Here is a 20,018-nt window from a genome sequence, read left to right as displayed (position 1 = left end):
GACCGGTATGGTTCTGGTATGAGCAAGCAGATCACCGTACGGCTGCCGGACGAGCTCGTCGAGTTCATGGACCGGCTGGTGGATGACAACAAGGCGTCCAGCCGGGCGTCAGTGGTCGCGCGCGCGATGGAGCGGGAGCGGCGGCGTGAGCTGGCCGAGCGGGACGCGGCCATCCTCGCGGCCCACGGAGACTACGAAGACCTCGACGGACTGGCGGTCGCCGCCGGCGGAACTGTACTGACCGACCTCGACTGATGCGTCCGCTGCACATCGCCCGGCTGGACAAGCCCCGCCCGGTCGTCGTCCTGACCCGCGAACTGATCCGGCCGCGGCTGACCAACGTGACGGTCGCCCCGATCACCAGCACCATCCGCGGTCTGTCGACCGAGGTACTGGTCGGCAGCCAGAACGGCCTGGATCACCCCAGCGCGATCAGCTGCGACAACATCCAGACCATCCCGAAACTCCAACTCGGCCGCCTGATCGGCTACCTCCTCCCCGACCAGGAGGAGGCGCTGGCCGAAGCAATCACCCTCGCCTTCGACCTCGAACCCCAGTAGACACCGGGCCGCGTGGTAACTGCGGCGAAGATGCTGTGGATCCGGGATGCTCGTGGCTCGGGCCGGTCCGCCAGTGCATACCCAAACCCGATCGGCAAACGGTTACCTCGGCGTGTCGGGGCCGGGTCACGGGGTTGTGTATGCGTGGCAGTCCGGGTGGCGCCAACCCCGAATACCGCGAGCCAACCGCCACCCAACTACCCCAGCTTGCTGACGTCTCGTACTGCGCCCTTGTCGGCGCTGGTTGCCATGGCGGCGTAGGCACGCAGCGCCGCGGACACCTTCCGGTCGCGGGCCTTCGGCGCGTAGACGCCACCCAAGGCATCCCGGCGAGCAGCCAGTACGTCGTCAGCCACCAGCAGCTCGATCGACCGGCCGGGGATGTCGATCCGGATCCGGTCGCCGTCCTCGACCAGCGCGATCGTCCCGCCGGACGCGGCCTCGGGCGACGCGTGCCCGATCGACAGTCCCGACGTACCGCCGGAGAAGCGCCCGTCGGTGATCAACGCGCAGACCTTGCCCAGCCCCCGACCTTTCAGGAACGAGGTCGGGTAGAGCATCTCCTGCATCCCCGGGCCGCCCTTGGGCCCTTCGTACCGGATGACGACCACATCGCCCGGCTTGATCGCCTTGGCGAGGATCTTCTCGACCGCCTCTTCCTGCGACTCACACACGACGGCCGGTCCCTCGAAGGTCCAGATCGACTCGTCGACGCCGGCCGTCTTCACCACGCAGCCGTCGACCGCGAGGTTGCCCTTCAGCACCGCCAGCCCGCCATCGACCGAGTAGGCGTGCGCCGCATCGCGGATGCACCCGCCGGCCGCGTCGGTGTCCAGCGTCTCCCAGCGCTCAGACTGCGAGAACGCCATCGCCGACCGCTTGCAACCAGGCGCCGCGTGCCACAACTCGACCGCTTCGGCCGACGGCGATCCGCCGCGGACGTCCCAGTTCTTCAGCCAGTCGTCGATCGAGGCGCTGTGCACGGTGTGGATGTCCTCGTTCAGCAATCCCGCTCGGTACAGCTCGCCGAGGATCGCCGGGATGCCACCGGCGCGGTGGACGTCCTCCATGTAGTACGTGCCACCGGGAGCGACGTTCGGCGCGACCTTCGCCAGGCAGGGCACGCGACGGGAGACGGCGTTGATGTCGTCCAGGTCGAAGTCAACCTCGGCCTCCTGCGCCGCGGCGAGCAGGTGCAGGATCGTGTTGGTCGAGCCGCCCATCGCGATGTCGAGCGCCATCGCGTTCTCGAACGCGGCGCGGGAGGCGACGGTCCGCGGCAGGACGGTGTCGTCGTCGGTCTCGTAGTACCGCTTGGTGATCTCGACGACCGTGCGGCCGGCGTTCTCGTACAGAGCCTTGCGGGCGGTGTGGGTGGCGAGCACCGAACCGTTGCCCGGCAGCGCCAGGCCGATCGCCTCGGCCAGGCAGTTCATCGAGTTGGCGGTGAACATGCCCGAACAGGAACCGCAGGTCGGGCAGGCGTTCTCCTCGATCCGCAGGATGTCGGCGTCGGAGACGTTCTCGTTGACCGCCTCGGACATCGCGTCGATCAGGTCCAGCTTGCGCACGGTGCCGTCGACCAGCGTGGCCCGGCCGGCCTCCATCGGCCCGCCGGAGACGAACACGGTCGGGATGTTCAGCCGGAGCGCGGCCATCAGCATGCCCGGGGTGATCTTGTCGCAGTTCGAGATGCAGATCAGCGCGTCCGCGCAGTGCGCCTCGACCATGTACTCGACCGAGTCGGCGATCAGGTCGCGGGACGGCAGGCTGTAGAGCATCCCGCCGTGGCCCATCGCGATGCCGTCGTCGACCGCGATCGTGTTGAACTCGCGGGCGATCCCGCCGGCCGCCTGGATCGCCTCGGAGACGATCCGGCCGACCGGTTGCAGATGGGTGTGGCCGGGGACGAACTCGGTGAAGCTGTTCGCCACCGCGATGATCGGCTTGCCGAAGTCCTCTCTGGCGACGCCGGAGGCCATCATGAGGGCGCGGGCGCCCGCCATGTTGCGGCCGTGGGTGACGGTACGGGACCTCAGTTCAGGCACGACGATCTCTCCAAATCAGCTGCGAACGACTGCTTGTCATGGTGCCACTCCAGGTCCAGATGCCGAAACGCCGGTCCCGTATGACGGATGGGGGGCTCACCGGCACCGCGTATCTTGGGCGCTGTGGACGACCCAGAGCTGGTACGAGCGGCGCAGTCCGGCGACGTCGCTGCACTCGGCCTGCTGCTCGCCCGGCACCGGCCCGGGATGACCGCCGTCGCGATCAGCCTGCTCGGCTACGGTCCCGACGCGGAGGATGCCGTCCAGGAGGCGACGACGGTCGCACTGGCCCGGATCGGCGACGTTCGCGATCCGGCGGCGATCGGCCCGTGGCTGCGCCAGATCGTTCGTAATGCTTGCCGGATGCAACTACGCGCCCGGCAGCCGTTGCCGCTCGACGACCACCTCCACGCGGTACCACCGTCCGCCGAGCCGGATCCCGCCCAGCTGCTGGAGCAGCACGCGTCCCGCGACTGGGTGTGGCATGCGTTGGAACGCTTGTCGCCACCCCTGCGACTGGTGGTCATGTTGAGGCACTTCAGCGGTGTTACGGCGTACCAGGACATCGCCGAGGCCTGCGGAGTGCCGGTCGGTACTGTCCGCAGCCGACTCTCCGAGGCCCGCAGCAAGCTCTGCGCGAGCCTCCTGGCGACAGCAGACGACTCGTACGGCGACGTGTCGGCACTCGCCTCGGCACGACGCGGCGAGATCGAGGACACTCTCGTCGCGGCCTTCCGTGGCGACCTGCCCGACGTACTGGCTGCCTCCTGGTCGCCGCACGCGGAATTCCACTTCTCGGACGGCCATCACTCGAAGGGCTTCGACTACTTCGTGCAGGGAATGGACCACGACGTCGACCACGGCGTCAGGGGCCGGATCACCAACGTCGTGGCCAGCCGCGACCTCACGGTCGCCGAGATCGACCTGATCAACCCCGCCCACGACCCGTACCACTGCCCGCCGGCCGTCGTCTGGGTCCAGCACCTGCGCGACGGCCTGGTGCAGAGCTGCAGGTTCTTCCACGCCAGCCGGGCCGGTCAGCAGGCCCTCTCCGCGTGAGCCAGCTCACATTCAAACGATCGAACTTCGCGCCGCCGCCCGCATCCTGTCCTCGTGAGCACCCTTGACGCGGAAAACCCACTCGAACGCTTCGCGCTGGCCTCAGCTGCCCGGGAGTCGCTGGCCGTCTGGACCACCGGCGCACAGATCCTGAGCGTGATCACGACGCTGCGGGACCGTGGCTGGACGAAGTTCCTCGCCGAGCCACGCGACCTCGAGAGACTGGCCGAGTTCTCCGGTCTGCCGCCGGCCCGGCTGGCCGACGTCCTGTCGGTGCTCGTGGCGAACGGCATCGTGCGGCAGGAGGACGGGACCGTGCAGCTGACCAGGTCGTTCGAAGCCCTGGCCGCCGCCGACGCCTACATCGGACTGGACGAACTGCTCGATCACTCCGAGGTGATGTCCAAGCTGGTCCGTACTGCGGCCGAGGACCCCGGCCCACTCCCCCTGACCGAGCCCGACGCGCTGGTCGTCGCCCGTGCCCTCGGCGGCAAGGCCACCCCGATCACCCGGGCCCTGTACGAGCAGAGCTTCCTCCCGAAGCTGCCCGAGTTGAGCGAGGCGATAAGTGCTGGCCGGTGGCTCGACGTCGGCTGTGGTGTCGCGGGCGCGACGCTGACCCTGGCCACGCTGCTTCCCGAGTTCCGGGCCGTGGCGATCGAGCTTGTACCTACCGTGGCCGCCGAGACGCTCCGGCGGGCCAAGGAGCACGGCGTGACCGATCGGGTGGACGTCCGCTGCCTCGACGTCCGGGACTTCGATGAGCCGGCCTCGTTCGGCGGCGCCTTCTGGGCCCAGCCGTTCTTCCCCGAACCGAGCCGGGCGGCGACCCTCGCGGTCATCCTGCGCTCGCTCAAGCCGGGCGGGGTGCTCTTCATGCAGGAGATGGAGCCACCCGAACCCGATGAGTCCGACAAGCCGGCCTACGCCTTGCGGAAGCTGGTCGCGCGGGGCCAGGAGGTGCCGTTCGCCCGGTCCGCCGAGGACCTGACGGCCGAGGCTTTGGCAGCCGGCTTCGAGTTGGTCCGGCTGGCGCCGACGGACTTCGGCCGGATGATCCTCGTGCGGCGGCCGCTGAGCTGAGCTTTCTGTCCCCGGGCGGCCGTAGCCTGGGCAGATGGAGGGCTTCGAGCACCATGTGCGCAGGGCGCATCCCGCTCTGCGCCCGTATGTCGGCGGCCTCACCGGTTACGCGTACCGGGGCGCGCCGCTGGAGCTGCATCGCGGCCTGCCCTCGCGGTATCTGACGATCGTGATCAGTCTGGACGAGCCGCTTGGCGTCGCCTGGCCGGACGAGCCCGCGGAGAAGTTCCAGACGCTCGTCGGTGGGCTGCACTCGACCGCGGTCCAGATCGCCGACTCCCCCAACGTGGCCGGCATCCAGCTCGCGCTCACGCCGGCCGGCTCGCGAGCACTGCTGGGTTTGCCCTCGGGTGAGCTGGCCACGACGATCATCGACCTCGACAAGCTGCTCGGGGCACCGGCGCAGGAGGTCGGCGAGCGGCTTCGCGCGACACCGCATTGGCATGAACGGTTCGACATCGTGGAGCGGCTGCTGCTCGAGTCATGGCGGGACGAACCGATCGGCGCGCCACGGGCCGAGCTCGGTTGGGCCTGGCGACGGTTGTGCGAGACGGCGGGCGGCATCGGCGTACAGGACCTTGCTGCGGAGGTCGGGTGGAGCCGGCGGCATCTGACCGAGCAGTTCAGGACGGAGTACGGGTTGGCGCCGAAGGTCGCCTCGCGGGTACTGCGTTTCGAGCGCGCCGTCTCGCAACTCAAGGCGAGGCCACAGACCCGATTGGCAGATCTTGCCGCCGATCTCGGGTACGCCGATCAAGCTCATCTCACTCGTGAATGGCACGCGATCGCGGGATGCTCGCCGCGGCAGTGGATGACCGAAGAGCTCCCATTCGTCCAAGACGACACCCGGACCGAGGTTGCAGAGTCGACGGTATGAACACGACGACGAACGACACCGTGATCGGGGTCTGGCCGACGCTGGTCTACCGCGACGGTCAGGCCGCACTGAAGTTCCTCACCGAAGGGCTGGGGTTCACACTGGTCGCCTCGTACGCCGGGGTCGCCGAGGACTCGATCGCGCACGCCGAGCTGGCCTGGCCGGCAGGTGGCGGCGTGATGGTCAGCTCGCTCGGTCGCAACGCAGTGCCGAACGAGTTCGACCACTTGGCCGATCAGGTCCAGTCGGTCTATCTGGTCTGCGCCGACCCCGATGCGTTGTGGCCGCAGGTGATCGCCGCGGGGGCGACCGTAGTACGGGAGATGCGTGACGAGGACTACGGATCGCGAGGATTCAGCGTCGCCGATCCGGAGGGCAACGTGTGGAGCATCGGCACCTATCGCGGCGAGATCGGCGCGTTGTCCACAGGGGGCCAACAGTGACTGCGGGAACTCCGTAGACTCGCCGGGTGACAGAGACGACCCAGCCGCTGGACGACACCTCGAGCGAGGCCCTGCAGGTCTTGCACCGGGTGTTCGGGTACGACTCGTTCCGGGGTGAGCAACAAGACATCATCGAGACCGTCGTCGGTGGCGGTGACGCCCTGGTGCTGATGCCGACCGGTGGTGGGAAGTCGCTCTGCTACCAGATCCCTGCCCTGGTCCGGTCGGGCGTCGGCGTGGTCATCTCGCCGCTGATCGCGTTGATGCAGGACCAGGTCGACGCGCTGACGGCGCTCGGCGTCCGGGCCGGGTTCCTCAACTCGACGCAGGACTACGAGCAACGGCGTGAGGTCGAGCAGGCGTTCCTGTCCGGTGATCTCGACCTGCTCTACCTGGCGCCCGAGCGGCTCCGGGTGGAGGCGACGACGCGGCTGCTCGACCAGGGCAAGATCGCGCTGTTCGCGATCGACGAGGCGCACTGTGTGTCGCAGTGGGGGCACGACTTCCGGCCCGACTACCTGATGCTGTCGGAGCTGCACGAGCGCTGGCCGGACGTGCCGCGGATCGCGCTGACGGCGACCGCGACCGAGGCGACGCACGCCGAGATCGCCAGCCGGCTGAACCTGAAGTCCGCGAAGCACTTCGTCGCGAGCTTCGACCGGCCGAACATCCAGTACCGGATCGTGCCGAAGGACAGCCCGCAGAAGCAGTTGCTCGACCTGCTGCGCACCGAGCACGCGGGCGACGCCGGCATCGTCTACTGCCTGTCCCGCAACAGCGTCGAGAAGACGGCGACCTTCCTCACCCAGAACGGCATCGAGGCCGTGCCGTACCACGCGGGTCTGGACAGCCGGGTCCGCGCGAAGAACCAGTCGCGGTTCCTGCGCGAGGACGGGCTGGTGGTGGTCGCGACGATCGCCTTCGGGATGGGCATCGACAAGCCGGACGTCCGGTTCGTCGCGCATCTGGACCTGCCGAAGTCGGTCGAGGGCTACTACCAGGAGACCGGGCGCGCCGGCCGTGACGGACTGCCGTCGACGGCGTGGCTGGCCTACGGACTGCAGGACGTCGTCCAGCAACGCAAGATGATCGACACCTCCGAGGGCGACGCCGCCCATCGCCGTCGGCTCGGCACGCATCTCGACGCGATGCTCGCGTTGTGCGAGACGGTTCAATGCCGTCGGCAACAACTCCTCGCGTACTTCGGGCAGAACGGCGAGCCCTGTGGCAACTGCGACACCTGCCTCACCCCGCCGGAGTCGTGGGACGGCACCATCCCGGCACAGAAGCTGCTCTCGACGGTCTACCGGCTCCAGCACGAGCGGAACCAGAAGTTCGGCGCCGGTCAGGTGATCGACATCCTGCTCGGCAAGACGACCGACAAGGTCAAGCAGTTCCGGCACGACGACCTGACCGTCTTCGGCATCGGCACCGAACTGAAGGACACCGAGTGGCGTGGGGTGGTCCGCCAGCTACTCGCCCAACGGCTGCTCACGGTCGAAGGCGACTACGGCACGTTGCTGCTCACTGAAGAGAGCGCCGAGGTGCTCGGCCGCCGGCGTGATGTGATGATGCGCCGCGAGCCGGAGCGGGTCGCCCGATCCAGTTCGCGGTCGAGTGGTGGCAAGAAGAAGGCCGTCGTCGACCTCGCGCCCGAGGCCGAGCCGATCTTCGAGCGGCTGCGCGCCTGGCGTGGCGCGGTCGCCAAGGAGACCGGCGTCCCGGCGTACGTGATCTTCCATGACGCGACGTTGCGGCAGATCGCGACCGACCTGCCGAGCAGTCTGGCCGAGCTGGGCAAGATCAGCGGCGTCGGCGAGAACAAGCTGGCGAAGTACGGCGAGGGCGTCCTGGAGGCACTGGCCGCGGAGTAGCTGTGACGCGATCGCCTGCCCACTGCGTCTGAAGGGGTATGCAAACAATCGTTTCTTCTTTGCTATTGGCAACTACCGTGGGCGGCCTGGCAGCGCCCGCGCCGATCGACTGGACGGTGACCCCGACCGGTCCCGAGAACGCGGTGCTCTACACGACCGAGAAGGCCGGCGACTCTCTCTGGAGCGTCGGCATCAACCTGGAACCGGGCAAGGACGGATCGCTCAAGTTCCATCCGCTCGCGGTGCGGTGGAACGGCCACGCCTGGCAGCTGACCAAGCAGCCGGTGCCGGACGGCCGGCTGGACGACGTACTGGCGAAGTCGGCCAACGACGTCTGGGCTGTCGGCGCGACGGAGAACGGCGCCGAGACGCAACCCGTTCTGCAGCACTGGAAGGGCGGCGCCTGGAGCCTGGTCGACTCCCCCGCCGGAGACGACAACGCCCAGTTCACCTCGATCGCCGCGCAGGGCGATGGCCTGCTGATCGGACGGTACGGCGACCAGACCAGCGTGCTGCGGTACGCCGGTGGCAAGTGGAAGGAGCTCCCGCGCGAAGGCCTCCAGCACATCATCTACATCGATGACCTGCACGCGGTCGGCAAGGAGATCTGGGCGGCCGGCATCGGCGGAGTCGCGCGCTACGACGGCACCCGATGGAACGAGGTGAAGCTGCCGGTGAAGGTTCCCGAAGGCCGGACCTTCGAGGTCGCCCAGCTCGTGGTCAAGTCGGCCAAAGACATCTGGGCCGTCGGCATGAAGAACGACACCGACCTGTGGCGGGTGCCGCTCGCGCTGCACTACGACGGCAAGACCTGGACCGAGATCGGCGCACCCGCGGTCACCGGTCAGTTCCACGACCTCGAGTTCCTCGACGGCAAGGCGATCGCGGTCGGCGGCAACCCGAACACCGGCGAGCCGCTGGTCGCCGAACTGGCCGGCAAGGAGTTCGTGCAGACCACCACCCCGGCCGGCGCCGGCTACCTGCACGGCAGCGCCCAGGTCGGTAAATGCCTCTGGGCGGTCGGCGTGGCCGCCGAGACGACGCCGGACGGATTCGAGAAGCCGTTCGTCGCGGTCGGCAGGCACCGCCCTGACAGCACCTGTTAGCTCGCAGCAGACCCGGAAACTCGGGCGCAGGTCCAGCCGTTGGACCGGACATGAGCAACCTGACGAGTTCGTACGACGACCTGGCTGATGCTTACCACGCCACGATCGACCCCGACGGTGCCGGCCTGAACGACCCGACCTTCGACGAACTGGTGGGCGACCCCCGCGGCCAACGCGTCGCGGCGGTCGCCTGCGGCCAGGGCCGGGAAGCCCGGCGACTCGCGGACCTCGGCGCGCAGGTGGTCGGCATCGACGCCTCCGAGCCGATGCTCGCCCACGCGCGCGCTCTCGAGGAGCAGACACCGCGCGGGATCGACTACCTCCACGGCAACGCGCACGACCTGCAGCCGCTCGTCGACGCGTCGTTCGACGGCGTCGTCTGCCACATGGCCCTGATGGACATCCCTGAACTCGAACCGACGCTGCGATCGGTCGCCCGGATCCTCAAGCCCGGCGGGTGGTTCGTCGCCTCGATCATCCACCCTTGTTACAAGCCGCCGGCCCACGGCGAACTGGTCGACCACGTCCAGGGCACCTACCGGCGGATCGCCGGCCGCTACTTCGAGGAAGGGCCGCACGAGAGCCCGACCCGCTGGGAGATCCTGCCCCGCGTCTCGTACCACCGCACTTTGTCGACCTACGTCAACACCTTGGTGGATGCCGGGTTGACGATCGAGCGGCTGGCGGAGCCGGTGGGCGACACACCGGTGTGGAAAGAGGCCGCCCAGGTGATCTTCTTCAGCTGCCGAGCAGCGGCTGGAGGGCGGTGACCAGTTCGGTCACCACGGTCTCGGGGTGCTTGTTGCCGTCGGCAAGGATCACCGAGATGGCGAGCTTGCGGCTCGGAACGACGACGAGCAGGCTGGTGAAGTCGGCCAGCTCGCCACGGTGCCCGTACGCCGTACCGATCCCGTAGATCTCGGAGAACAGCATTGTGCCGAGACCGTACTCGCCGTCGCCGGTCGTCATCTGGTTCACCAGGTCGGCCGGGATGACGCGATCGCCGTACAGCTCGTATCCCCAGCGGGCCACGGTCGGCGCGTCGGCGGCGAGGCCGGCGTTGGCGGCGGACAGGCTCGCGATCGCGCGGCACGGCGTGTACCCGTCGACGGCCTTGCCGCAGGCCGCGTTGCGATCCTCGGCGACGGGAACCGCCGGCTTCTGACCATCCTGGAAGGCGGCGTGCTGGAGACCGGCCGGCTTGGCCAGCTCGCGGGTCAGTACGGTCGCGAGCGGTTCGCCGGTCACCTTCTCGATCAGCATTCCGAGCAGGACGTAGCTGGGATTGCTGTAGTCGTAGGCGCTGTCAGGTTTGGTCGGCTCGGCGGTGTCGTAGGACAGTGCCTGCTCCGGCGTCCAGTGCTTACCCGGCGCCGCCTTGATCGCGACGTCCATCTTGGCGTAGTCGTCGGCCCGGAAGTTCGGTACGCCGGAGCGCATGCTGAGGTGTTGCCGCACGGTCGCGTTGTTGGCGGTCAGCCTGTGCTGCACGTACTTCGACAGCGGCGCGTCGAGGTCGATCTTCTTGGCTCGCGCGAGCAACATCACCTCCGCCGCGACGAACGTCTTGGTGATGCTCGCGACGGACATGCTCGTCTGCGGCGTGAGCGCGGTGCCGGCTGCGTCCTGGCCGGCCGCGCCCGACCAGATCCACTTGTCACTCACCACGGCCGCAGTCACCCCACGAGACCCGGACTCGGTCGTCGGATCGCTGACCACCTTCGTCAGCACCGCCTGCAACGCCGTCGCCTTGCCCGGATCGAGCACCGTGGTCGCCGGATCGGGCAGTATCTGCCCACCCAGGTCCGTGTAGGTCGAGTCGGGCGTCGGCGAAGAGTTGCCGTCCGACGAACACCCACTGATCAGCACAGCCATCGCAACCGCCAGTACCACCCCGGTTCTCCCCATCCACCGATCGTCTCGCTGCCAGGGGGTCAGGTCGAGGCACGATCGGGCAGCGCCAGGGCAGGCCTGGACTAGGTGTTCTTCAGTTTGCGCCAGCCGCCGGCTCGGTTGTTGGCGATGATCTGGCGGAGCATCGCGGTCAGGGCCGGCTCGTTGATCGGCTCGTCTTCGTGGATCGAGATCATCCGGGCGGTCTTGTTGTCGTGCCCGCCGGTGATGATGCCTTCCGGGTCGGGGACGATCGCGCCGTCGTACAGGAAGATGTTGACGTGCGTCTTGGCGGCCAGCAGCGCGCAGACGTTGCCCTGCAGCACAAAGTACGGCTGGACCGTGCGCTTGATCGTCTCTTCGAGTTCGGGGTCGGCGGCGTGCACGAGGTCGCGCACGCGGTGGCAGATCTCCTGCTGCCAGTCGGGCAGCTTGTCGATGTAGTCATCGACACGTGGGTCCTTCTCGTAGCTCATCAGGTGCTCCAGCTGAGTCCGGTCGCGATCTCCGCGAAGTCGTGAATGGTTCGGGCCCGGCGACCAGCGCTCCAGGCCAGGCAGACGTGATTGGGGCCGATGTCCTCGATCGGCACCGCGACCACGTCCGGGCGGGTGTAGAAGCCTGCGGTGGAGAGTGGCAGCACCGAGATTCCGTTGCCAGCAGCAACGTGTTCGAGCTTCTCCTCGACGTTGTGGAAGACCGGTACCCGACCTGGCCGCCGTTCCCGGAGCTCGACGGCGATATCGCGCCACTCCGGGACGGCGTCCGGGTCCTGCAACAGGTGCTCGTCGGCGAGGTCACTGATCCGCAGCGACGGCTTGCCCGCCAGCCGATGGTCGGTCGGCAGCATGACGACCCGCGACTCTTCGAACAACGGGCGGACCGTCAAACCCTGCTGGTCGATCGGCAGTCGGACGATGCTGACATCGGCGCGGCCGTCTCGTAGTACCTCGACCTGGTCGTGCCATGACGTCCGGAGCAGCTCGATCGTCAGCTCCGGGTACTGCGCGGTGAACGCGCGCACCGCGGTCGTGACGGTGATGCCCGGCATGAATCCGATCGTGAAGGTGCCCGCCGGCCGCGCGGCCCGGACCACCCGGACCCGGGCGGCCTCGGCCGCGGCGAGCAACGGGCGGCCGTCCTCCAGCAACTGCCGGCCGGCCTCGGTCAGCTCGGTCGCCCGCTTGGTACGGACGAACAGCTGGACCTTGAGCTCGTCCTCCAGCGCCCGGATCTGCCGGGACAGCACCGGCTGGGCGATGTGCAACCGCTCCGCCGCGCGGCCGAAATGCAGCTCCTCGGCCACCGCGACGAAGTACCGGACCTTGCGCAGATCGACGTCCATAACGCCACCTCCTGATACCTGCAGGGTATTACTCCTGGGTCAGGTAGAGCCGGTTGCCGTCCTGGTCGGTGAAGGTGAACATCGGCGGCACGCCCGGCCAGGAGATCAGCTCGCTCGTCTCCACGCCCTGCCCGGTGAGCGCCGCGTGGGCGGCCGCGGCGTCCTTGGTGGCCAACCGGATGCCCGTGTCGACGCCGACCGCCGTGCTCAGCAGCAGCGCGACAGAGGTGGTCCCCTCCGGCAAACCGACCACGAGCCAGCGACCGCCGAGCTGTGGCAGCGGTGTGTCCGACAGCGTCTCGAAGCCCAGCTTCCGCTGGTAGAACTCCAGCGCCCGGTCCTGGTCGGCAACGGGGATGGCGACGGTCCGGACTGCGGTGATGTGAGGCATTTCGGTCCCTTTCCAGGTGTCTTTACCCCTAGGTAGAGACCGCTTGCCGGATTTCGACACGATCCGCCGATGAGTTTTCGCGGGCTCGCTCGTCTTCATGGTCAAACCCCACCAAGGAGGCAGACCGATGGCGAAAGTCCTGTACCACGTGACGATGTCCCTCGACGGTTTCATCGCCGGCCCGGAGCACTCGATGGAGTGGATGAAGGTGGCCGGCAGCGGGCCGCAACCGGAGGGAATGGAGGTGGCCCAGACCTCTGGCGCGGCACTGGCCGGGCGGAACGGGTACGACGCCGGGCGACGGGTCGGCGGCGAACTGTACGGCGGTGCCTACAGCGGACCGATCTTCGTCCTGACCAACAACCCGCCCGCCGACGAGACGAACCCGGCATACAGGTTCGTCAGCGGTGACATCGGGCCGGTCGTCAAGACAGCACTGGAGGCGGCCGACGGCAAGGATCTGCTGGTGCTCGGCGGGACGGTCGCTGCGCAGTGCATCGACGCCGGCCTGCTCGACGAGCTGTTCATCCACGTGGCGCCGGTGCTGCTCGGCCAGGGGATCCCGCTGTTCCGTAGTACCGGCCCGCTCGTCTCCCTGGAGCCGGTCTCGATCAAACAGGTCGGCGGCTCCGCCAACCTGCGCTACCGCGTGATCAGCTGACCTGATCCGGCGGTATTTCCTTCAGGTACGCATCCAGGTCCGGTTCACCGGTGAGCAGGTGCCGGACCCAAGCAGCGCGCTCGTGGTCGGCAAGAGCCAGTTCCCAAACACAGCCGGCCGAGAAGGCCGGCATGGGGGTGATGGCGGTCGGACGGTCCAGTGGTGAACGAAAGTAGGCCAAGGAGAGGTCGACGTCGCTGCTCCACCAGTAGATGAGAAAGAAGTTGGCTGGGCGGGCGCGGTGGACGATGACGAACGCTGCCCGACCGTGTGAGTCGGCCGGCAGGGTCGCGGCCGCGAACATCCGTACGGCATGCAGCAGGACAGGGGCGGGCTCTCCTTCGACCGCCAGGCCGTAGAGCTTGGTCGGCCAGGTACCGAGCATTTCCACGCCGTACTGCGTGACGGGACGTGGGTGGTGGTTGGTTGGCTGCACCTGCACAGGGTGCCCGGTCCGAGGGTCTTCAACAGCAAAGCCCGGACAGCCGTGGTGGCTGTCCGGGCTTGTGCGGTTGGGTTACTTGGCTACGACCCGGAGAGTGAACTCGCCTTGGCCGTCGCCGGTGATGCGGCTGGTGAGGCCGGCGGAGCGGAGGGCGGCGTAGTCCTTGTCACGACCGATCTCCTCGTCCAGCGCACCGGTCGCGGCAAAGTCGACGTAGCCGACCAGCACCGCGCCGGAGGTGTCCGGCACCGCCTGCTTGAAGCTGTCGGACTGGCCGAGGTTGCCGCCCTTGAGCACCTGGTCGGCGTACTCCTGATCCGTCGCGATGACGAGCGTCTTGTCGTCCTTCGCCTTCTTGATCGGGATCTCCCCCACCGGCGAGTTGGTCTGGATCAGGTCGGTCACCTTGTCCACCACCGCCTCGGCCTTGGCCGGGTCGGTCTCGATCCGGGCGGCGATCTTCGGGCCGTTGCTGCTGTCCTTGTCGACCGCGACCGACAGGTTCTTGCCCAGCAGCGGCTTCAGGTCGTCCGGCAGGACCAGCCCGTACTCCTCGGTGAAGCCCTTCGTCAGCTCGGGCAGGTTGAGGCCCGCGCCGGACTTCTCGAGTTGCTTCCAGACCGTGTCGACCAGGTTCGCGCCGTCGGACAGCGTCAACGCGGCGGCCGTGGTGTCGGGCAGCTTGGCGATCTGATCACCGGCGTTCGCCGAGTTGACCTTGAGCGACTTGTCGCCGCGCGCGATGCCCTTCAGCTCGACATACTGCGAGTCGAACCGCAGCGCCGCCGCCGCACTGCCCTCCGGCAACGCGGAGGTCTCCGAGGCCATCCCCTTGGGCGCCAGCGCCGACAGCCCCTTCAGATCCGCCCACATCGAGACGAAGCCCTGCTCACCGAGCGCGTCCATGTCGGACTTGAAGGTGGCGTTCTCGGACAGCGGGCTGTCCTTGCTGGTGGCAACGGCCGCGTCGACGGTCGCCTGGTCCTCGGACAGCAGCACATAGCCGTCGGTGAACACCCGGCCCGGCTTCTTGTCCTCCTTGGCGAACAACTTGTCCAACCCGGCGTTCGCCTTGTCCTCGTTCTTCACCTCGACCGCGACGATCGCGTCCGGCTCCTCGCCGTCCTTGCCCGGCACCGCGGCGGCACCCGCGCGGTCACCCAGCCACGGCTTGATGTCCTTCTCGAAGTCGACGTCGGCCAGCTCGTCGTCGGAGTCCTTCTTGATCAGGTCGAACAGCTTCTGGCGCAGATCGTCCTTGTCGCTCGTCAGGCCGATCTTCTCCTTGGCCGACGGGAACTTCAGCATGAACCGGACGGCGGCGACCTTCTGGCCGGCCGACGGGTTCAGGTCGACCCGCGCGTACGCGACGGCGTTGCCGGGGAGCACATCAGCCGGCTGGCCTCCGCCCGCAAGCTTGCCGTAGGCAAAGATGCCGCCACCGGCGACTACTGCCACGACCGCGACCCCTGCGATCAGCGGGACCAGCTTGCCGCGCTTCTTCGGCTCAGGCTGCCACTGCATGGTCTCCGGCGACCCGTACGGCGGTTGTCCGCCGCCACCGTGCATCTGCTGCGGGTAGTCCGGCGAGCCAGGCTGCGACCACTGCTGCCCCTGAGGCGGCTGCTGCTGCCCATGCTGCGGCTGCCCTGCCCCGTACTGCGGTCCCTGCGGCTGCTGCCCGTACTGCGGGAACGGCTGACCCTGCGGCGGCTGCTGGCCGTACTGCGGAGGCTGCTGCCCGTACTGCCCGCCCTGCGTGGGCTGCTGGCCGTACTGCTGGCCCTGCGGCGGCTGGCCGGGCTGCGACCCGCCGTAGGGCGCGCCCTGACCGGGCTGGCCGCTATAGCCTGGTTGCTGGCCCTGCGGAGCGTACGGATTGTGCTGCGGCTGGCCGCTGTATGGTCCCTGACCGCCAGCGGCACCCGGGTGGTGCCGACCGGTCGGCGGATTGGTGTCGTCAGACATATGCCCCCCTCACGTCGCCGGTAGCCTCACCACCGGCCGAAACAGGCTAATGCACCTGCGGTGTCGATTCTGACGCGGCAGATACCGATCCGGTTGCAACGGGATCCGCACGCCAGGTCGAGGCGGCGATGATGGCCGCGGCGAGCGCTGCGCCCACTAGCCAAGCGGCTAACGGCGTCCAGGTGTGCAGCTCCAGCGGAGCGTCCAGCAGGTCCCCCGGCTTGGCCGTCTCCAGCCGCGCCTGCAGCGGGTCATGCCCGAGCAGCATGCCGACACCCCAGGCGACCCCGGAGCCCAGCGCCGACCCGAGTACGACGATGCTGACCGCCCACGGACCGTAGTTGCGCAACCACCAGAACAGCAACGCCCCCAGCACCAGCGCGGCCAGGAACCCGATCGCGGTGAAGGTGCCGTCAGGTCCGAAGACCTTCGTCATCTGCTCCTCGCCGAGCGACCCACCGTTCTCGTCCACCGTGTACTGCGCGAGCGGCGAGAACTGCTGCCACGCCCACCCCGCGATCGCACCGGCAACGAGAAACACCCCGATCGTCACCGCGATCGCCCGGCTCCACGGCAACTTGGGTTCCTCGACGACTACCGGCGTACCGAACGGCTGCTGACCGTAGCCCTGGCCGTATGCACCAGGGCCGAGCGGGTTGTCTACTGGCTGACTCACGTGGCAAGTGTTGCAGGTCCCGCTAGCCCGCCAGGCACGACGGGCCCAGCAGGGCCTTCAGGTCTGCCATCAGGGATGAGGTCGGGGTCACCCGGAAGCGGTCGCCGATGCGCATGACCGTGGTCTTCTGCCTTGCCTGCAAGCGCAGCTGGACCTCGGTCATCCCGGGGTGCGACTGCAGGACGTCGCGGAGCTGGTCGACCACCGGTGGGGTGCACCGGTTGACGGGCATCGTGATCACGACCGGGCCGCTCGGGCCCTCGGTCAGGTCGGGGACGGAGACCTCGTCGCCGCTCAGCTCGACCCGGTCCTCGCGGCGGCGGATCCGGCCCTTCATCAAGATGATCGCGTCGTTGCTCAGCAGGTGCGCGTGCAGCTGGTACGCCGAGGAGAACATCATCACCTCGATCGAACCTTCGAGGTCCTCGATGGTGACGATCGCGTAGATGTCGCCGCGCTTGTTCACCTTGCGCTGGACCGCGGTGACCAGGCCGCCGATCGTGACCCGGGAGCCGTCCGGCCGGTCCTCGTCGGCGAGCAGCTGGCCGATCGTGCAGTCGGTGCCGTTGGTGAGCACGTGCTCGACGCCGAACAGCGGGTGGTCGGAGACGTACAGGCCGAGCATGTCCCGCTCGTGGGCGAGCTTGGTCGCCTTGTCCCACTCCTCGATCTCGGGCACCCGGACGGTGAGCCGGCTGTTGCCGTCGGCCGGCTCGTCGTCGTCGCCCATCGAGAACAGGTCGAACTGGCCGTGCGCCTCGTTCCGCTTGAGGTCGATCGCCTCATCGACGGCCTGCTCGTGCACCGCCACGACCGCGCGCCGGGCGTGGTTCATCGAGTCGAACGAGCCGGCCTTGGCCAGCGACTCGATCACCCGCTTGTTGCAGACCGGCAGCGGCACCTTGTCGATGAAGTCGACGAAGTCGGTGAACCGCCCCTCGGACTGGCGGGCCGCGACGATCTCGGCCACCACGTTGACACCGACGTTGCGGATCCCGGACATGCCGAAGCGGATGTCGGTGCCGACCGGGGTGAAGTCGGAGTCGGACTCGTTCACGTCCGGCGGCAGCACCTTGATGCCCATCCGGCGGCACTCGTTCAGGTAGATGGCCATCTTGTCCTTGTCGTCCTTCACGGACGTCAGAACCGCCGCCATGTACTCCGCGGGGAAGTTCGCCTTCAGGTACGCGGTCCAGTACGAGACCAGCCCGTACGCCGCCGAGTGCGCCTTGTTGAACGCGTAGTCGGAGAACGGGACCAGGACGTCCCAGAGCGCCTTGATCGACTGGGGGGAGAAGCCGTTCGCCTTCATCCCCTCGGAGAAGCCGACGTACTCCGCGTCGAGCACCTCGCGCTTCTTCTTGCCCATCGCCCGGCGGAGCAGGTCCGCCTTGCCGAGCGTGTAGCCGCCGAGCTGCTGGGCGATCGCCATGACCTGCTCTTGATAGACGATCAGCCCGTACGTCGTGCCGAGGATCGGCTCCAGCGCGACCGCGAGCTCGTCGTGCGGGTAGCTGATCTCCTGCTGCTTGTTCTTGCGGAGCGCGTAGTTGGTGTGGCTGTTCGCGCCCATCGGGCCAGGCCGGTAGAGCGCGCCGACGGCCGAGATGTCTTCGAAGTTGTCCGGCTTCATCAGCCGCAGCAGGGCCCGCATCGGGCCGCCGTCGAACTGGAAGACGCCGAGCGTGTCACCGCGGCCGAGCAGCTCGAAGGTCGGCTTGTCGTCGAGGCTGCGGCCGAGCGCGTCCAGGTCCAGCTTGATCCCGCGGCTGGCCTCCACGTTCTTGACCGCGTCGTCCATGATCGTCAGGTTGCGCAGACCCAGGAAGTCCATCTTGACCAGGCCGAGCGTCTCGCAGCTCGGGTAGTCGAACTGGGTGATGATCTGGCCGTCCTGGTCGCGGCGCATGATCGGGATCAGGTCGATCAGCGGCTCGCTGGACATGATCACGCCGGCCGCGTGCACACCCCACTGGCGCTTCAGGTTCTCCAGGCCACGGGCGGTGTCGACGATCTTGCGGACGTCGGCGTCCGCCTCGTACAGCTGGCGGAACTCGCCGGCCTCGGAGTACCGCTTGTGCTGCGGGTCGAAGATGCCGGACAGCGGCACGTCCTTGCCCATCACGGCCGGCGGCATCGCCTTGGTGATCCGGTCGCCCATCGCGAACGGGTAGTCGAGCACCCGGCCGGCGTCCTTGATCGCCTGCTTGGCCTTGATGGTTCCGTACGTGACGATCATGGCGACCCGGTCGTCGCCGTACTTCTCGGTGACGTACCGGATCACCTCGGGGCGGCGACGGTCGTCGAAGTCGATGTCGAAGTCGGGCATCGACATCCGCTCCGGGTTGAGGAAGCGCTCGAAGATCAGGCCGTGCTGGAGCGGGTCGAGGTCGGTGATCCGCATCGCGTACGCGCACATCGAGCCGGCACCGGAGCCACGGCCGGGACCGACCCGGATGCCGTTCTCCTTGGCCCAGTTGATGAAGTCGGCGACGACCAGGAAGTAGCCCGCGTACCCCTTCGAGGTGATGACCTCGATCTCGTACTCCGCCTGCTTGCGCACGTGGTCGGGAACCCCGGCCGGGTAGCGCTTGTGCAGGCCGGTCTCGACCTCGGCGACGAACCAGGACTCCTCGTTGTGCCCGTCCGGGCAGGGGAAGCGCGGCATGAACCGGCCCTCGCCCTCGGTGAAGCTCACGTCGCACTGCTCGGCGATCAGCAGCGTGTTGTCGCAGGCCTCCGGGTAGTCCTTCCAGACCTCGCGCATCTCGGCCGCGGTCTTCACGTAGAACTCGTTCGCGTCGAACTTGAACCGGTTCGGGTCGGACAGGGTCGAGCCGGACTGCACGCAGAGCAGCGCCGCGTGCGCGACCGAGTCCTCGGGCTTGGTGTAGTGCAGGTCGTTGGTCGCGACCAGCGGCAGGCCGAGCTCCTTGGCCAGCTTCAGCAGGTCGCCCTGGATGTCGCGCTCGATGCCGAGCCCGTGGTCCATCAGCTCGCAGTAGTAGTTCTCTTTGCCGAAGATGTCGCGGAACTCGGCGGCCGCCTTGATGGCCTCGTCGTACTGCCCCAGCCGCAGCCGGGTCTGCACCTCACCGGACGGGCAGCCGGTGGTCGCGATCAGGCCCTTGCCGTAGGTCTGCAGCAGCTCGCGGTCCATCCGGGGCTTGAAGTAGTAGCCCTCGAGGCTGGCCAGCGAAGACATCCGGAAAAGGTTGTGCATGCCGCCGGTGTTCTTCGCCAGCAGCGTCATGTGCGTGTACGCACCGCTACCCGAGACGTCGTCGCGGCCCGAGTTCGCATCGCCCCACTTGACCCGCTTGCGCTCGCTGCGGTGGGTGTGCGGCGTCAGGTACGCCTCGACGCCGATGATCGGCTTCACGTCGTACTTCTTGGCCGTCTTCCAGAACTCGTACGCCCCGAAGACGAAGCCGTGGTCGGTGGTCGCGATGGCCGGCTGACCCATCTCCTGGGCCGTTTTGAACAACTCGTCGATCCGCGCGGCGCCGTCCAGCATCGAGTACTCGGTGTGCACATGTAGATGCACGAAACTGTCGCTGGACGCCATGTCTTCGCAGACCTCCCAGAG

The 20,018-nt window shown here is 68.0% G+C and carries 19 protein-coding genes; 10 read left to right on the top strand and 9 right to left on the bottom strand.

Annotated features, from left to right (window positions below; genetic code table 11):
* The first annotated feature begins 18 nt into the window (after window positions 1-18).
* Complete coding sequence (locus AB0M15_RS14400; protein WP_328322622.1) at window positions 19-255, top strand: ribbon-helix-helix domain-containing protein; 237 nt, start codon at window positions 19-21, stop codon at window positions 253-255.
* Window positions 255-560: a type II toxin-antitoxin system PemK/MazF family toxin gene (locus tag AB0M15_RS14395; protein WP_363817791.1), complete on the top strand. Its 306-nt coding sequence runs from the start codon at window positions 255-257 to the stop codon at window positions 558-560. The genes AB0M15_RS14400 and AB0M15_RS14395 overlap by 1 nt, the downstream gene beginning before the upstream one ends.
* Window positions 561-757: 197 nt before the next feature.
* Here AB0M15_RS14395 and ilvD read toward each other — a convergent pair whose 3' ends face one another.
* Window positions 758-2,608, bottom strand: a complete 1,851-nt coding sequence (ilvD, locus tag AB0M15_RS14390; protein ID WP_363817789.1) for a dihydroxy-acid dehydratase — start codon at window positions 2,606-2,608, stop codon at window positions 758-760.
* A 123-nt stretch (window positions 2,609-2,731) separates the two neighbouring features.
* On the opposite strand from ilvD, the gene AB0M15_RS14385 reads away from it, so the two are divergent.
* From AB0M15_RS14385 to AB0M15_RS14355, 7 genes are all read left to right on the top strand, one after another.
* Window positions 2,732-3,667: a sigma-70 family RNA polymerase sigma factor gene (locus AB0M15_RS14385; protein ID WP_363817786.1), complete on the top strand. Its 936-nt coding sequence runs from the start codon at window positions 2,732-2,734 to the stop codon at window positions 3,665-3,667.
* Between the two features lie 54 nt (window positions 3,668-3,721).
* Entirely contained in the window at window positions 3,722-4,750 is a 1,029-nt protein-coding gene (locus AB0M15_RS14380; RefSeq protein ID WP_363817783.1) for a class I SAM-dependent methyltransferase, read from the top strand.
* A gap of 34 nt (window positions 4,751-4,784) precedes the next feature.
* On the top strand, window positions 4,785-5,627 hold the full coding sequence (locus AB0M15_RS14375; protein WP_363817781.1) for a helix-turn-helix domain-containing protein: 843 nt from the start codon (window positions 4,785-4,787) through the stop codon (window positions 5,625-5,627).
* Window positions 5,624-6,070 carry a VOC family protein gene (locus AB0M15_RS14370; RefSeq protein ID WP_363817778.1) on the top strand — a complete coding sequence of 149 codons (447 nt, stop codon included), beginning with the start codon at window positions 5,624-5,626 and terminating at the stop codon, window positions 6,068-6,070. The genes AB0M15_RS14375 and AB0M15_RS14370 overlap by 4 nt, the downstream gene beginning before the upstream one ends.
* Window positions 6,071-6,096: 26 nt before the next feature.
* A complete protein-coding gene (gene recQ, locus AB0M15_RS14365; protein ID WP_363817776.1) occupies window positions 6,097-7,944 on the top strand; it encodes a DNA helicase RecQ in 1,848 nt (615 codons plus the stop codon).
* A 65-nt stretch (window positions 7,945-8,009) separates the two neighbouring features.
* On the top strand, window positions 8,010-9,050 hold the full coding sequence (locus AB0M15_RS14360) for a hypothetical protein (protein WP_363817774.1): 1,041 nt from the start codon (window positions 8,010-8,012) through the stop codon (window positions 9,048-9,050).
* 50 nt (window positions 9,051-9,100) lie between these two features.
* Window positions 9,101-9,820: a class I SAM-dependent methyltransferase gene (locus AB0M15_RS14355; RefSeq protein ID WP_363817771.1), complete on the top strand. Its 720-nt coding sequence runs from the start codon at window positions 9,101-9,103 to the stop codon at window positions 9,818-9,820.
* Here the strand turns inward: AB0M15_RS14355 and AB0M15_RS14350 are convergent.
* The 4 genes from AB0M15_RS14350 to AB0M15_RS14335 form a co-directional block, all read right to left on the bottom strand.
* Window positions 9,789-10,958 carry a serine hydrolase domain-containing protein gene (locus AB0M15_RS14350; RefSeq protein WP_363817768.1) on the bottom strand — a complete coding sequence of 390 codons (1,170 nt, stop codon included), beginning with the start codon at window positions 10,956-10,958 and terminating at the stop codon, window positions 9,789-9,791. The two genes, AB0M15_RS14355 and AB0M15_RS14350, sit on opposite strands and share 32 nt — an antisense overlap.
* Window positions 10,959-11,026: 68 nt before the next feature.
* Window positions 11,027-11,419, bottom strand: coding sequence for a DUF1801 domain-containing protein (locus tag AB0M15_RS14345; RefSeq protein WP_363817765.1), 393 nt, complete (start codon window positions 11,417-11,419; stop codon window positions 11,027-11,029).
* A complete protein-coding gene (locus AB0M15_RS14340; protein ID WP_363817762.1) occupies window positions 11,419-12,288 on the bottom strand; it encodes a LysR family transcriptional regulator in 870 nt (289 codons plus the stop codon). Before AB0M15_RS14340 ends, AB0M15_RS14345 begins: the two co-directional genes overlap by 1 nt.
* A 28-nt stretch (window positions 12,289-12,316) precedes the next feature.
* Window positions 12,317-12,679: a VOC family protein gene (locus tag AB0M15_RS14335; protein WP_363817760.1), complete on the bottom strand. Its 363-nt coding sequence runs from the start codon at window positions 12,677-12,679 to the stop codon at window positions 12,317-12,319.
* Between the two features lie 127 nt (window positions 12,680-12,806).
* On the opposite strand from AB0M15_RS14335, the gene AB0M15_RS14330 reads away from it, so the two are divergent.
* The gene (locus AB0M15_RS14330) at window positions 12,807-13,340 is read left to right on the top strand and encodes a dihydrofolate reductase family protein (protein ID WP_363817757.1); all 534 of its coding nucleotides are present in this window, start codon (window positions 12,807-12,809) and stop codon (window positions 13,338-13,340) included.
* Here AB0M15_RS14330 and AB0M15_RS14325 read toward each other — a convergent pair.
* From AB0M15_RS14325 to dnaE, 4 genes are all read right to left on the bottom strand, one after another.
* On the bottom strand, window positions 13,333-13,776 hold the full coding sequence (locus AB0M15_RS14325) for a hypothetical protein (RefSeq protein ID WP_363817755.1): 444 nt from the start codon (window positions 13,774-13,776) through the stop codon (window positions 13,333-13,335). The genes AB0M15_RS14330 and AB0M15_RS14325 overlap by 8 nt on opposite strands.
* An 81-nt stretch (window positions 13,777-13,857) precedes the next feature.
* Window positions 13,858-15,753, bottom strand: a complete 1,896-nt coding sequence (locus AB0M15_RS14320) for a DUF3352 domain-containing protein (protein WP_363817752.1) — start codon at window positions 15,751-15,753, stop codon at window positions 13,858-13,860.
* Between the two features lie 46 nt (window positions 15,754-15,799).
* The gene (locus tag AB0M15_RS14315) at window positions 15,800-16,429 is read right to left on the bottom strand and encodes a hypothetical protein (protein WP_363817750.1); all 630 of its coding nucleotides are present in this window, start codon (window positions 16,427-16,429) and stop codon (window positions 15,800-15,802) included.
* Between the two features lie 22 nt (window positions 16,430-16,451).
* Window positions 16,452-19,997 carry a DNA polymerase III subunit alpha gene (dnaE, locus tag AB0M15_RS14310; protein ID WP_363817747.1) on the bottom strand — a complete coding sequence of 1,182 codons (3,546 nt, stop codon included), beginning with the start codon at window positions 19,995-19,997 and terminating at the stop codon, window positions 16,452-16,454.
* Between the last annotated feature and the right edge of the window lie 21 nt (window positions 19,998-20,018).

Source organism: Kribbella sp. NPDC051718 (assembly GCF_040681515.1).
In the GTDB taxonomy this organism is placed as follows: Bacteria; Actinomycetota; Actinomycetes; order Propionibacteriales; family Kribbellaceae; genus Kribbella.
This window is presented reverse-complemented; position numbering and strand designations above follow the sequence as displayed.